This is a genomic window from Prochlorococcus sp. MIT 0701 (assembly GCF_000760295.1).
GTDB lineage: Bacteria > Cyanobacteriota > Cyanobacteriia > PCC-6307 > Cyanobiaceae > Prochlorococcus.
In genome coordinates this window covers 1-12,391 of sequence record NZ_JNBA01000034.1, presented here as the reverse complement: position 1 = coordinate 12,391, position 12,391 = coordinate 1, and the positions used below count along the sequence as shown (strand labels likewise).

General features: G+C 48.1%; 14 protein-coding genes and 1 riboswitch. Of the genes, 7 read left to right on the top strand and 7 right to left on the bottom strand.

What is annotated here, in order from left to right; all coding sequences use genetic code 11:
- A partial coding sequence (locus EV12_RS08970; protein WP_193742201.1) for a PLP-dependent transferase occupies nt 1–222 on the bottom strand: 222 nt, incomplete at its 3' end.
- A gap of 92 nt (nt 223–314) precedes the next feature.
- Between EV12_RS08970 and EV12_RS08965 the strand changes: the two genes are divergently transcribed.
- Both EV12_RS08965 and EV12_RS08960 read left to right on the top strand, forming a co-directional pair.
- Nucleotides 315–2,312: an ABC transporter ATP-binding protein/permease gene (locus tag EV12_RS08965; RefSeq protein WP_193742199.1), complete on the top strand. Its 1,998-nt coding sequence runs from the start codon at nt 315–317 to the stop codon at nt 2,310–2,312.
- Between the two features lie 48 nt (nt 2,313–2,360).
- Entirely contained in the window at nt 2,361–2,618 is a 258-nt protein-coding gene (locus tag EV12_RS08960) for a hypothetical protein (RefSeq protein WP_036914709.1), read from the top strand.
- 306 nt (nt 2,619–2,924) lie between these two features.
- Here the strand turns inward: EV12_RS08960 and EV12_RS14230 are convergent, their stop codons facing one another.
- Nucleotides 2,925–3,278: a hypothetical protein gene (locus EV12_RS14230; RefSeq protein WP_152562312.1), complete on the bottom strand. Its 354-nt coding sequence runs from the start codon at nt 3,276–3,278 to the stop codon at nt 2,925–2,927.
- A gap of 59 nt (nt 3,279–3,337) precedes the next feature.
- Here EV12_RS14230 and EV12_RS08950 point away from each other — a divergent pair, with 59 nt between their 5' ends.
- On the top strand, nt 3,338–3,616 hold the full coding sequence (locus EV12_RS08950) for a DUF1651 domain-containing protein (RefSeq protein ID WP_036914706.1): 279 nt from the start codon (nt 3,338–3,340) through the stop codon (nt 3,614–3,616).
- 28 nt (nt 3,617–3,644) lie between these two features.
- Here the strand turns inward: EV12_RS08950 and EV12_RS14665 are convergent, their stop codons facing one another.
- Complete coding sequence (locus EV12_RS14665; protein WP_241466500.1) at nt 3,645–3,812, bottom strand: hypothetical protein; 168 nt, start codon at nt 3,810–3,812, stop codon at nt 3,645–3,647.
- A gap of 476 nt (nt 3,813–4,288) precedes the next feature.
- On the opposite strand from EV12_RS14665, the gene EV12_RS08940 reads away from it, so the two are divergent.
- On the top strand, nt 4,289–4,450 hold the full coding sequence (locus tag EV12_RS08940) for a hypothetical protein (protein ID WP_193742198.1): 162 nt from the start codon (nt 4,289–4,291) through the stop codon (nt 4,448–4,450).
- A gap of 518 nt (nt 4,451–4,968) precedes the next feature.
- On the opposite strand, the gene rpsD is transcribed toward EV12_RS08940, so the two are convergent.
- Nucleotides 4,969–5,577, bottom strand: coding sequence for a 30S ribosomal protein S4 (gene rpsD / locus EV12_RS08935; protein WP_036914701.1), 609 nt, complete (start codon nt 5,575–5,577; stop codon nt 4,969–4,971).
- Between the two features lie 79 nt (nt 5,578–5,656).
- On the opposite strand from rpsD, the gene yidD reads away from it, so the two are divergent.
- From yidD to EV12_RS08920, 3 genes are read left to right on the top strand one after another with little or no spacing between them, the layout of a single operon-like run.
- Nucleotides 5,657–5,923, top strand: a complete 267-nt coding sequence (gene yidD / locus EV12_RS08930) for a membrane protein insertion efficiency factor YidD (protein ID WP_036914699.1) — start codon at nt 5,657–5,659, stop codon at nt 5,921–5,923.
- Nucleotides 5,923–6,234, top strand: a complete 312-nt coding sequence (locus EV12_RS08925; RefSeq protein ID WP_036914698.1) for a glutaredoxin family protein — start codon at nt 5,923–5,925, stop codon at nt 6,232–6,234. Before yidD ends, EV12_RS08925 begins: the two co-directional genes overlap by 1 nt.
- 27 nt (nt 6,235–6,261) lie before the next feature.
- Nucleotides 6,262–7,800 (top strand): UDP-N-acetylmuramoyl-L-alanyl-D-glutamate--2,6-diaminopimelate ligase, encoded by a 1,539-nt coding sequence (locus tag EV12_RS08920; protein ID WP_036914696.1) that lies wholly within the window; start codon nt 6,262–6,264, stop codon nt 7,798–7,800.
- Nucleotides 7,801–7,901: 101 nt separating this feature from the next.
- Here EV12_RS08920 and EV12_RS08915 read toward each other — a convergent pair whose 3' ends face one another.
- The 3 genes from EV12_RS08915 to EV12_RS08905 form a co-directional block, all read right to left on the bottom strand.
- Nucleotides 7,902–8,804 carry an alpha/beta fold hydrolase gene (locus tag EV12_RS08915; protein WP_241466499.1) on the bottom strand — a complete coding sequence of 301 codons (903 nt, stop codon included), beginning with the start codon at nt 8,802–8,804 and terminating at the stop codon, nt 7,902–7,904.
- 119 nt (nt 8,805–8,923) lie between these two features.
- A complete protein-coding gene (locus EV12_RS08910; RefSeq protein ID WP_036914695.1) occupies nt 8,924–9,523 on the bottom strand; it encodes a HupE/UreJ family protein in 600 nt (199 codons plus the stop codon).
- Between the two features lie 69 nt (nt 9,524–9,592).
- A riboswitch (cobalamin riboswitch) is annotated at nt 9,593–9,750 on the bottom strand.
- 277 nt (nt 9,751–10,027) lie between these two features.
- Nucleotides 10,028–11,230, bottom strand: coding sequence for an aminotransferase class V-fold PLP-dependent enzyme (locus EV12_RS08905; RefSeq protein WP_036914693.1), 1,203 nt, complete (start codon nt 11,228–11,230; stop codon nt 10,028–10,030).
- Nucleotides 11,231–12,391 lie beyond the last annotated feature (1,161 nt).

The following is a 12,391-nucleotide window of genomic DNA, read 5'->3' as shown; positions in this document are numbered from 1 at the left end:
TACCGTGGCATGGCTGCAGGCTTCCACTGAGGCCAGCACCCCTTCAAGAATGCGGAAGTTGGGGTTGCCCGAGCGGGTGTAATCGAATCCGCCTGGGTTGCCATGCTCAAACGTCGATGTGGCGTAAATGGGTGGCATCACCGTGCCGGTTTCGCTCGCGAAGCTTTCGCCGTGGTGAATTGCCCGGGTGGCTGTCGCCGGTTCTGGGACAGGACGCTGCAAAGCGTTGATGCGATCTTCATCAAGGCTATTCAACGACCTGTTGTTCAAGGGGCTGGCTGGCCTTCAGGATGAGGAACGGCAACGGAGTGTTGATGGGCGCAACGAACGCGAAAGATCTACGGCAGTTGTTGTTGCCTTTTTTCGTGAATGGCACGGATCGGCGCTCGCTACAACTGTTTATCGCTCTAATGAGTGCGGTGATTGCTGTGTCTCTTGGCTTGATGGCCTGGACAGTGGTGATCGTGAATGGCTTGATCACTCATTTTTTGCCAGCTGACCTAATCACTGGCCTGGGAGTGATGGTCGATTTTGCTGGCTGGCTTGTACAAAGCCGCGCCTTGGCTGTGCTCACAGTGTTGTCTGTTTTGGCGGGTGGTTTGGCTGCATGGCCTCTTCGCGGGATGAACTGTCGAAGGCGTGTGGCTTGGCTGTATGTACTTGGCAGCTTTTGGTTGTTATTAATTGTAAATTCAATCATTGTTCTTTTTACGTACTTTTTAAGAGATCTCACGAATTCATTTGTAGCAAGAGATGTTGATAGCTCTCGGTGGGGATTGGTTCAGATTTTTGTCTTGTTGGGTGTCTTTGTCCCAGCAATTTATGCCTATAATTTCACCAAAAGTGCGTTTGCTAATTTTTGGCGTGAAGCGATGACTCTGCGCTTCTTTGGTGCTTATCTAGGTGGCAGATTTTTCTATCGGCTTAGCTCTACCGGTTCGGTTGATGGCGTTCCGATTGATAACCCTGACCAGAGGATTGCTCAAGATATTGATAAATTTACGGAGAAAAGCTCGGAGTTGTTTTTTGAGCTTGTTGACTCTTGTGTTTCGGCTGCAAGTTTCGCCGTTGTTTTAATCACCATTGATGCGTGGATTCTTTTTTATGTGCTTGTGTATGCGGCATTTTCGACCGGTCTCATCGCCTTTGTTGGCAGGAAATTAGTTCGACTGAATTATGTTCAATTGAGATTGAATGCCGATTTTCGCTATTCCTTGACGCGTGTTCGAGACAATGCTGAGTCAATTGCTTTTTATGGCGGCGAACGAAGCGAATGGGAGCGAGGTGTCGATGCATTCTTTGCCGCAATTGCAAACCAGTATCGTGTAATTCGAGCTAGTTCTGCGGTAAAGTCCATCTCAGCCGCGTTTAGAAATTTTTCTATTTTGGCTCCTTATATTTTGGTTTGGTCGGTTTATTTTAAGGGCGAAATTGAGTATGGAGTTTTCTCCCAAGTATCGGTGGCGTTCTCTGTCGTGACGAGAGCTTTCAGCTTCATTGTGGATAATTTCCCTGACATTGCAAATTTGCTTTCCAATGGTCAACGCCTAAGTGAAATTGGTCATGGTTTCGATCTCAGCGTTGGTGATCTAGAGACCGGTCCTTCTTTGTCTGCATCGTATGCAGCAACAGAGGCCACTCTGCTGGCTCCTGGGGTGATGATTCATGTGGAGTCTGCAACTCTGAAGATTCCATCCGGGGAGCGCACGTTGGTGCGCAACCTCAGCATCGATCTTGATCAGGAGAGCCGTCTTCTTGTTGTGGGGCCATCGGGATGTGGGAAAACCTCGCTGCTTCGGATGTTCAGCGGCCTTTGGTCGTCCTCCTCTGGAGTGGTGGCATCACGGGGATTTCGGGAGGGGGTGATCTTTGTTCCGCAGAAGCCCTATGTGTTTTCAGGCTCCTTGCGCGAACAGCTGCTCTATCCAGATGTTGATTTGGATCTCAACCAGGAGCGGATGTACGCACTGCTTGACTCAGTCTCCCTCACCTCCGTCCACCAGACCCTTGAATCGTCGGAGGCCTTCATGGATTGGCCAAGGGTGCTTTCAGTGGGAGAGCAGCAGAGAATTGCCTTTGCGAGGGTTTTGCTGGCTAAGGCGAAGTTTGTGCTTCTCGATGAATCCACGAGCGCGTTAGACATCCCAACGGAACGGGCGGTTTATCAGCTCCTCCGTGATGCTGGAGCTGGATATGTGAGTGTGGGCCACCGATCATCTTTGCTGCCTTTCCACGACTCTGTGCTGGAGCTGGATCGTGAAGGCGGTTGGACATTGTTTGACGCCCATGACTATGCCTTCCCGCAAGCTTGATGGTTCGCCTCATGTCGTCTTAGCGTTGGCGAGATGATGTGATGCGTTATGAAGGAAAGCCAGGTGCAGCAAAGCGACAAAGACGAATGGCGCGATCATGTGCTTCAGGAGATTGTTGACTTTTTAAGTAAGAACAAAGAAGAGATCCACGGGCGTTATCTCGATCAACGAAGCGGCCAGCTTCCACGAGATTTCATCGAGGAAAAGGGCTTAATGGATTTTGAATTGGCGATCACATTTCTGGAAGATAAGCCCAAAGGTATGGGCTTAGGTCTTGGTTTTTTCAAAGCAACACTCATTCGCTGAACCCAAGAAGATTGCCCTGATTCGTGCGATTTGCCTTGGGGCTTTAGCGACAATCTGCTGATTACGGTTTGCTCAAGTTTCTTGCTTGGCCTCGCATCCGATTGAGTGGCATACGGCAGATTTAAACTGGTAAAATTGATTTATGATTAGGTTTTCTTCGATTTCATCATCTGAAATCAATGGAATAGTGTGAATAATCAGCAAAGGGACTGGCCTGGAAAAATCTTCGCTCCCGCATAAATACGTTTTTGCTCCTAGTAAAAGCTTGCCAATTCTTTCGATGACAAGCTTGCAGCTGTTTTGATCTTAAAATAAGATCTGTGCTTTAAATTGAATATCAATTTCGTAGTCATCTTGCTCCCTTTCGTGGTTTAGATTTCTCCATACTCCTTCAATCATCCACCACATTCCCCCGTTATGGACCCACACTGTGGCTAATTCTGGTGGGCTTGCTTTGAAGATATTGAGTTGACAATTAAAGCCAGTGTTTTTGAAGATGTTGTAAATCTTCCGGCTTGTAAGCTCATTGGCTTGCACGAGATTGACCATCGATGTATTGGTATTATCATCAGCGATAAAACAGTTGCTCGTTCTTTCGGATGAGGCATGAGCGCGTTCATTTAATACTAAATAAATGCAAATTTTGGCTGCCTGTATCACACGTTACGAGGCTTTGGAAGGAAGAGGGCGATTATTTAAAATCAGCTAATTTGTTGTCAATGTGTATTGGTTGCTTTGCCGATGTTGGCACGGAGGGATGGTTGACCGATCGCTCTGGTTACTGGGCAATGCGCTTTCATCGGGACGAGCAATCTGATGCGAGTGATCCGCGTATTTTTGTGGATTATGGAAGGGGTATGCCAAACGGTCAGTCTGCGTTGTTGAAGAGCAGAAAACATCTGCCCCGAAAGGATGCAGAAACGCAATGGAATCGATTAATTGAAATCGGTTGGACGCAGGTTTTTTCACCCGTTTGGGGGCAAGGCGTTGAGCCGTAAATCAGGGTTTGTCTTGTCAGTGCCTTACCTAAAATCCCAAACCTATAAATAGTTCCTGATGCACCACGTAGGTGTAGTACAAGGTTGTGCCAGCGTTGGGTGAAAGTTCGATCCCATCACCGTTAAAGGCGATATTGCAAATCAAATTTCCTTTCCAGGCAATCTTGTCTTCATTTTGTTCTGCTGACCATTTCATGGCAGCACTGAAATGATCGGGAATGACGGCTCCAATTTTTTCGCAGATGTCTGAAAGCCTGCAGAGGGCAGGGGGTTTAGCGGATAGAGATAAACCTTTTCTTAGTATCAGTTCGTCTATGACTCCTGTGTATCTAACGAATTCAATGAATGCTTCTTCCTCTGTTGTGAGCGAGGCATTGGATAATGCTTGATCAAAGAGATCAGGTGTTAGGACTGGCCTAGATTGAACCATTATGTTGTTTAGATGATTTGCTGTTAGGTGCTGATCATAGTCATCGCCCTAGGGAGTTTAAGCATCGATTGTTTCGTACTTAAACGACCTCCTTTTGGCTATGGGCTAGAAGATCTGGTCGGTGAATCTAATCTATTGCTTCGCTTGCGGATTCTATCTAGTTGTTCATTGCAAAGGGTTGTGTGTCATTGATTGCACGACCAGCAATTGTTTGCCACAGTGCATGGAAAGAGGGCAATTCCATGGGTCTGAGGAAATCACTCAAAAAAGCAGTGGTTTACTCGCTTGGTGTGGTCGATGAGTACTTGGTTATGCGCGAACCCAGTCAGTACGGCGAAAAGGATCCAGAGTGCTCGATCTCTGCTGAGAGTCAGGGATGTGTGAGCAAAAGTGTCTCTCAATGAAAGCATCCGTAACGGATGAGAGAACATTGTTGAGGTAAAAATAATTGAGATTGTTGAAGGCTCTTATGGGTGAGCGTTATAGTTCTATTGTGTTGAGGATTTCTTTTAAATCAAGCTAGTATCCGCCGCTTTATATTTACATTAATTACTGGTTATTTGGCGATTTTGGTGTTCAGCAGATCCCGTATGAATTTCCAAATCAATGGGCGGTATTGATTCCGGTTTTAATTGTTGTTTATATCATCACTGTATGGCTGGACGGAGTCTTTTTTAAGGATGATGAACCCTCCGAAAAGCTTCCTGCTGCTGTAAAAAAGGCAAAGAGCAAGAAATCGACGAAAAAATCAAATGGATTTGGAGATTCTTAGGATCTTCTAGCCTTGGTGTTGGTCTTCTATCTGGTTGTAAGCCTTTCACGTTAAGCCTGGACATAAAAAATCCTGCTGGCTTGATGTCCAAGGCCAACAGGAATTGAAATGGAATGAGAACAGTCCCAGATTGAAATCCAGGATCGAATATCAGACCTTTCTGGAGTAGTACTCCACCACCAGCAGTTCGTTGATCTCAAGTGCGACCCATTCGCGTTCGCACTTGCTAATGATCTTGGCGCTCATTTTTGCTTTGTCGAGTTCAATGTGCGGCGGCACATTGGCGAGTCCCGGGAAGGCAATGTTGGCTTCGGCAAGCTGTTTGCTGCCCTTGCGCTCTCTGATGGCAACCACATCTCCTGCCTTGCATTGGTAGCTGGCAATATCTAAAACACGGCCGTTAACGGTTACGTGGCCATGGTTCACCAGTTGGCGAGCACCGGGAACAGTGGGGCCAAAGCCAAGGCGGAAACAAACGTTATCGAGTCTGTTTTCCAGCAGCTTGAGCAGGTTGGTTCCTGTGGAGCCATCTTGGGCACGAGCTTTCTTCACGTAGCGCACAAGCTGACGTTCGGAAATCCCGTAGTTAAAACGAAGTTTCTGTTTTTCTTCGAGGCGGATCGCGTATTCAGAGCGCTTGCGACGGGCTTGGCCGTGCTGACCGGGTGGATGGGACCGCTTTGCGGCCTTCCGGGTGAGACCGGGGAGGTCTCCCAAGCGCCGCGTGATCCTCAGTCGAGGGCCGCGGTATCGAGACATGAGTTAAGGCAGGTTGGATAGAACAGATCGCGCTGTCGATACGTCATGCTGGAACTCAAGGCCCAGCCTTCGGCTCGCTATGCGCGAATCCAATATTCTATCCGGCGGCATCTTTGCAATGCTCAACCGAGCCATTGGTTCAGTGCTGCTGGCCCTGATTGGCTTTTATCGAACCTGGCTTTCCCCTTTACTTGGGCCCCATTGCCGCTTCATCCCAAGTTGTAGTGCTTACGGGCTCGAAGCGATCCAGCGTCATGGACCATGGCGAGGTGGTTGGCTCACCCTGCGGCGCCTGTCTCGTTGCCACCCTTTTACCCCCTGTGGTTGCGACCCGGTGCCTGATTAATGCAGACCTTAAGGTTGTTGCTTTACAGCCGCCAGGGTTGTTGTCTCTGTGAGGGGCTTGAACAACGTCTGCGCGAGCTCGCTTTGGATCGACTCCAGCCATCTTTAACGCTACGTGTGATCGATATCGATGATGGTGCGACACCTGCCAGTATCCGCGACCACTATGACTTGCAGGTTCCTGTTTTGGTGTTGGTTGAACTGGAGCAACAGTTTTCGCTAGAGCTGCCGCGGGTGTCGCCGCGGCTGGGGGGGGAAGGACTGTTCCGCTGGTTGCAACAGGCCTGCACCAAGGCGCTTGGATCGGATTAGAACTGCTTCATTCATGGGTGGGCCGCAATGACCCAGACGCTCCACTCTTTATTGCGAGCCGTAGGCCTGCCAGTGCCAGCCGGATTAGCGAATCCGGCCCTTGGAATGCTCACCTGTGATTCTCGTTCTGTTGCTCGGGGCGCTCTTTTTTTGGGCTTGCCTGGTGAACAGGTTGATGGCGGCAGCTTTTGGCGCCAGGCTTTGGCCGCTGGTGCAGAGGCGGCGGTGATTGGTCCGGCGGCAGCAGCCTTGCAGCCGCCTGGGCCGACAGATGCGGTAGTAGTTGTACCTGAGCCGGTTGCAGCATGGGTTGGAGATCTGGCAGCGGCCTTTTGGCAGCAGCCCTGCTCGAGACTTGCTCTGATCGGGGTGACGGGGACAAATGGCAAAACCACGACCACCCATCTGATTGAGCATCTCAGTGCAGCAGTGGGCATGCCAACTGCTTTGTTCGGCACCCTCGTAAATCGCTGGCCTAATTACAGCGCAACCGCTACGCACACCACGGCCTTTGCTGATCGTCTTCAGGCTCAGTTGGCCCAGGCGGTGGAGGCTGGAGCTCAGTTAGGAGCTATGGAGGTGAGCTCCCATGCCCTTGATCAGCAACGGGTGGCGGGATGTTGTTTTGCTGGTGCTGTGTTCACCAACCTCACTCAAGATCATCTTGACTATCACTCTTCGATGGAGGCTTACTTCGAGGCCAAGGCCCTGCTGTTTGCGCCACCGTTATTTGAATCGAGTTCAGCCAAGAGAGTGCCAGCGAAGGCAGTGGTGAATATTGATGATCGCTGGGGTGCAATTTTGGCGCAGCGACTCGGTAAGAACTGTTGGCGTAGTTCTCTGGCAGAGGGTGTTTGCGAACGTGCTGAAGCTGAATTGACGATTACCGATCTGACGATGACCACTGCTGGGGTCCAGGGTCGTTTGATCAGCCCATCTGGAGAGGGATTGTTTCGCTCTCCTTTGCTTGGGCGCTTCAACCTGATGAATTTGCTTCAGGCGGTAGGCGTATTGCTGCAACAGGATTTGCCTTTGCCATCGCTGTTGGAGGCCATTGCAGATTTCCCTGGGGTGCCAGGGAGGATGGAGCGGGTGCTGATTCCTGAAGCTGATGCAGCTCAACTACCCACTGTTTTGGTGGATTACGCCCACACTCCTGATGGCCTGGAAAATGCCTTGGCAGCTTCTAGGCCGTTTACCAGCAAAAACTTGTGCTGCGTGTTTGGTTGTGGCGGCGACCGAGACCGTGGCAAGCGCTCTCAGATGGCTGCGATTGCAGCGCGGTTTGCCGATCGGGTGGTGGTGACCTCAGATAATCCCCGCACAGAGGATCCTGATCAGATCCTTGCTGATGTAGTGGCTGGAATCCCTGAAGGCACAGTGCTGAGCGTGGAGCGAGATCGAGCAAAAGCAATTGCTGTTGCTATTGCCGAGGCTGATGCTGGTGATGTGGTGTTAGTAGCCGGTAAGGGGCATGAGGATTACCAGATCCTCGGAACCAGCAAGGTGCATTTTGATGATCGCGAGGAATCTGAGCGGGCGCTTAAACAACGCTTAGATGGCTAACAAGTTTTGTTGGTAAGAGCTGGTTTTGATCAGGCTGGTTGCTGATTAATTGCCAGCATGGCTAAGTTGAGCAGGTGTAACAGACGCATCACTATCAAAATTTACGGCTTTAACTGAGAAGATTTTGTGGCTATTTTGACAAGCTTATTAAGTTCTTCGCAAATCAGCTTGGGGCGATCGATCTGGATGAAGTGACCACTATTAACTCTAAAAATAATGCTATTAGGATTCTGGTTTAACCAATATTTTTGCAAATCATACCAGTTTCCTTTGATTGGAGCTCTTTTATCCATGTAACTAGAAGAAGCGATTATGATTGGAAATTTGCTACTCATGCGGGGCTGTTTGGCGACTTGCTCTATAGTCACTTCAAATCCCTTTAATTGATAAAATGAATCAGCTGGCATCTTATTGTCTTTGCTTGATCTTGCGAAACTGTATAACTTATATGCTTCCCGGCTAGACATTCTTTCCATTTTTGCAATATCGAATTCAAATTGCTTCCGAAATTTATCTGAGTACTGATAATCGCTAGGCACAGGATCGACCATTAGCATGCCAACAACTAAATCAGGGTATTTGCGTGCAAAATATCCTGCATACATTCCGCCATAGGAGTGTGAAACAAGAATATATGGTGATTGTATGTGGTTTTTTCTTAACAACTTAATTAATTTTGAGTTAACGAGCTGTGCAGTTATGGGCTTTCTCAATGACATGCTGAAATCTGGTGAGCTTTCCCCTAAGCCACTTCTGTCGTACATAAACACATTGCCGTGTTGCTTAATACACTTAAAGAAGGTTTTATTTTCAGACCATTCTTTTAGAGACGTTGTTGACCCATTTTGAAATACAATAGTGCCTTTGAATTTTGAATTAGGGTTCGGGTAATATTGGGAATGTAAAATGGACCCATCAATTTCTGTGAAATTAACTTGAGCAAAAGCATGTAACGGCAAGCAAGACGAAGATAAAATTATTAGTTTTTGCAGCATGCTTTTCATGTCTTTTACGGTTGTCTCAATTTAAAGCTTGCTTCATTCTGCGCAAGGCTAAAATAGTCAATGATTCCAGTTTAGAGCTGATAGTATATTAATTGTCGTCTCTGGATTTATTTTGCTCTTTAAGGGATTAATAGTGACCAGGTAAAAGCGGCTCCAATGCCGATCCAAATGCCAGCAGCAGTCTTTACTCCGTTATTACCGATGGCATCAATAATGCGTCGTGAATAGCTGGTGATAATTAGTAGAAGAGTTCCTTGGCTGATCAGTAAGCCTAGAAAATATGCAGCGAGAGGAGTTGATTCTGCGCCAACAATTGCACCACCTAATAAGTAACCATGCAGGGAGATTACAGGCACTAAGATCAAAGGTGAAACCGTTCCTAGGGCGACAAGGCCTGCAATGGCTAGGCTTAGTGACACCAGTGCTTCTGCATAAACAGAGAGAGTTTCTGGGAGAGGAATGACTAAGGAGATGGCACTACCGAGAAGGCCAGCCGCTAGCAATGGAACCAGCCATTTTCGTGGTTTGTTTAAGCCTACGAAGCCGATAGCAAGCAGGAATAAGAGGTGGTCGGGCCCCAGCAGTGGATGGCCAATTCCACTGACTAAACCCTGCATTGCATTGAGATTTTGCCCCTCTCCCATGCCAAAGGGGTGGTGAGCAAAAGCTGGACTCACCAGCATCGCTAGTAGTGCTGGAGTGGCCAGGATTGCTGCCATTAGCCAGTTGTAGCTGCGGAAAACCGTGGCAGGGTGCCGATGGGCAAGCTTGGTAGGAATGACTCGATCCTCGTCGATGGAAATTCGGCGGGTATTCTGACTGACGCAAGTGCTCTAGCAAGAGCGATTGCGCTATACAGCTGCGGGACAGTGTCGGATTCTCACCAGACTTTCCCCGTTTCCTTCAGCAGCTGATCCCTGCTGAAACCGATTTATGGATTCAATCATAGCCATTTTGTGAGATCATCGCCGATGTAGCACTTTGCCGGCTTGGGCAAGTGCTAATTAAATGCTGAATAAATACACCACTATTGTGAGCATGTCGGCCATTTTTCCTGTTAAATTCATTTAGTTAATGGCTTTATGATCTGATGCACATCAGGCATACTCTTAGCTGCTTGATTTGACTTTGGTTCTGACTCATAGGCTTTTTTTGTCGATTATGGAACTTTTGAGATCGATTATTTATCTGCTTTTGGTAAAGAAGATAAGCGCAGCTAGCGATTAATTGTTTGGCGCTGCTTTGCTCGTTAGCTGCTTGAGTGCGGTTGTGAGCGTGTTGAGTTCTTGCTCCTCAGTGGTGATGTGCACGCAGGCACGTAGGCAGATTGGATCTTCTAAATGCCGAATCCAGAGCTGATCGCTTCCTAATTGTTGAACCACATCATGAGCTGGGGGGCCTTGGGGTAACTCAAAGCTGACAAGCCCAGCTGCTGGCGCACTGTTGAGCAGTGTTTCGACGCCTGTGAGCTGTTGTAGTTGATTCCATAGTTGTTGGCTGCCTTGGCGAATCTGGCTCAGTCGTTCCTGCTGCGAGCCGGCGGTTTCGAGCAGCTCCAACGAACAGCGCAGACCTGCCATCAGCGGCACGCAGGAGGTTGCCACCTCAAAGCGGCGACTGTCGTGATGGAAGAGTTCGTCCAGGTTGTTTTGAAGATGGCCTTCGTTCTGCAAGCTGCGCCAGCCAATCAGGGTGGGATTCGCTTCGGCGAGCACCCGTTCGGAGAGCGCGACTCCACCAAGCCCTTCAGGCCCGCAGGCCCATTTGTGCCCCGTAAAGGCATAGATATCTGAAGCGGCAGCGGCTTCCTGTACAGGCATTTGGGCGAAGCTTTGGGCCGCATCGACGAGCAAGAAAGGCTGTTGTGGATGATGGCTGAGGGCTTTAGCAACAGTTGAAATCGGCATCAGTTGGCCTGTATTCCAAAGCAGGTGGGAGAGCACCACCAGCCTTGTGCTTGGTTTGAGGTGCTGCTCAAGTCTTTCCAGCACAAGGCTGTCGCTAGTCGCTTGATCGATAGCACCATGACGCAATTGCTTCACGGGCAGCGTGTCTATTCCCAGGTGTTGTCGGCGGGCAAGTTCGATGCATGCTGCAACGACTCCTGGATGTTCACAATCGCTAATGAGTAAGCGATCGCCTTCTGAGAAAGGCAGGCCCCAGAGTGGCAAGACACAGCCACTGGTGACATTTTCAGTGAGAGCGATGCGATGGGGTGCTACACCGCAGAGCTTGGCTAAGTGTTGACGAGTGGCCTGGATTTCTTTGGCCACATAGGGCCATACATCGTTGGTAAAAGGTCCTAACTCCTGAATCCTCTGCCAGCTTGCGGTAATTGCTTCTAGTGATGGCGTCGGCAGAGGGCCTTGCCCGCCATAGTTGAAGTAGGTCTTGTTAGCTAGTGCTGGGCAGAGATTTCTAAGCATTCTTGGATTGGTGTTGATATCGCTGTTGGTATTAGGTGCCGTTCAGGAAGTTCCCGAACTACATCACTAAGGGTCAGAGTTGACTGTATAACAGGGATATCGGGAAAATCTCATGATTATTCTAACTATATTTCTAACCTCATGGACATTAGACAGGTTTCACTTCCTAAAAAGCCAACCACAAGATACCTCAGCAATAATCAGGAGGAACCTGCAAAAGGAAAAGATGGAGATGATGAAGTGGTTGGATAATCTGGATGTCAAGTAGGTATCTATTCATCCAGTATTTCAACAAGTACAGATCCCATAAATACAAGTAGAGGTACAACAACTAAACTGAAAATCAATGTACCGAGGATTACATTCATCGGATTTACCTATTTGCCAATTTGTATCTCACCAATATCCACATGTCAATATCACGATGTATATCCATTCAGATTCCCCAGGTAATCCAACAAGCAGTGAAGAACCTATTCTTCACTGCCCAATCCGTGATCGCAAGGAGTTAGAGGAAGGAGAGGTAGACCGAATAGAGTTAACTCCTAAGAGCTACGATCTTCACACCATGATGGACTCCAGGGAACTAAAGGCACAGTCAAGGTTTGGTTGTAGTCGAGAAGGTACTCACTTAGGTTTCTAATTAGTACTCTCGATATCCTCCAATTCTTATTAAATTACCAACATCGTCATATCAATGGGTCTGAAGGATAGTTATTTTAGTCTATCTGATGAAGAATCCAGCCCATGACTAAATTCTTTGATTTAGAACTTATAAGAGAATTTACCAGAAAATAATACTTTCAAATCAATATCTCCTTTTCTGAAGATATTTGCCCGATATAACGCCATCCCAAGAACCTCTTAGCCCCATAGCCAGCCTTCTATGAACCCCTATTTTTTTGACACATGATCTGTTAGTGCGACTTGGTTGCGTTGAATCGAGAGCAGTCTCGCAGCAGAGAGCAATTTCTCTTCCTATCTTTTCTTGTCATGCCAGAACCAGCATATTTTTATTTTGGCGTAAATGCTGGCTCGTCTGAAATAGATAGTTTGGGATCACCAGAACCTTTTTGTTTTGGTGTAAATGCTGGCTCGTCTGAAATAGATAGTTTGGGATCACCAGAACCTTTTTGTTTTGGTGTAAATGCTGGCTCGTCT

What these genes read in the sequence shown, in the direction of transcription:
- EV12_RS08965 (WP_193742199.1), top strand. Translation starts at nt 315, where the DNA reads ATGGGCGCAACGAACGCGAAAGATCTACGGCAGTTGTTGTTGCCTTTT.
- EV12_RS08960 (WP_036914709.1), top strand. Translation starts at nt 2,361, where the DNA reads ATGAAGGAAAGCCAGGTGCAGCAAAGCGACAAAGACGAATGGCGCGAT.
- EV12_RS08950 (WP_036914706.1), top strand. Translation starts at nt 3,338, where the DNA reads ATGTGTATTGGTTGCTTTGCCGATGTTGGCACGGAGGGATGGTTGACC.
- EV12_RS14665 (WP_241466500.1), bottom strand. Translation starts at nt 3,812, where the DNA reads ATGAAATGGTCAGCAGAACAAAATGAAGACAAGATTGCCTGGAAAGGA.
- EV12_RS08940 (WP_193742198.1), top strand. Translation starts at nt 4,289, where the DNA reads ATGGGTCTGAGGAAATCACTCAAAAAAGCAGTGGTTTACTCGCTTGGT.
- rpsD (WP_036914701.1), bottom strand. Translation starts at nt 5,577, where the DNA reads ATGTCTCGATACCGCGGCCCTCGACTGAGGATCACGCGGCGCTTGGGA.
- yidD (WP_036914699.1), top strand. Translation starts at nt 5,657, where the DNA reads ATGCGCGAATCCAATATTCTATCCGGCGGCATCTTTGCAATGCTCAAC.
- EV12_RS08925 (WP_036914698.1), top strand. Translation starts at nt 5,923, where the DNA reads ATGCAGACCTTAAGGTTGTTGCTTTACAGCCGCCAGGGTTGTTGTCTC.
- EV12_RS08920 (WP_036914696.1), top strand. Translation starts at nt 6,262, where the DNA reads ATGACCCAGACGCTCCACTCTTTATTGCGAGCCGTAGGCCTGCCAGTG.
- EV12_RS08915 (WP_241466499.1), bottom strand. Translation starts at nt 8,804, where the DNA reads ATGAAAAGCATGCTGCAAAAACTAATAATTTTATCTTCGTCTTGCTTG.
- EV12_RS08910 (WP_036914695.1), bottom strand. Translation starts at nt 9,523, where the DNA reads ATGGCAGCAATCCTGGCCACTCCAGCACTACTAGCGATGCTGGTGAGT.
- EV12_RS08905 (WP_036914693.1), bottom strand. Translation starts at nt 11,230, where the DNA reads ATGCTTAGAAATCTCTGCCCAGCACTAGCTAACAAGACCTACTTCAAC.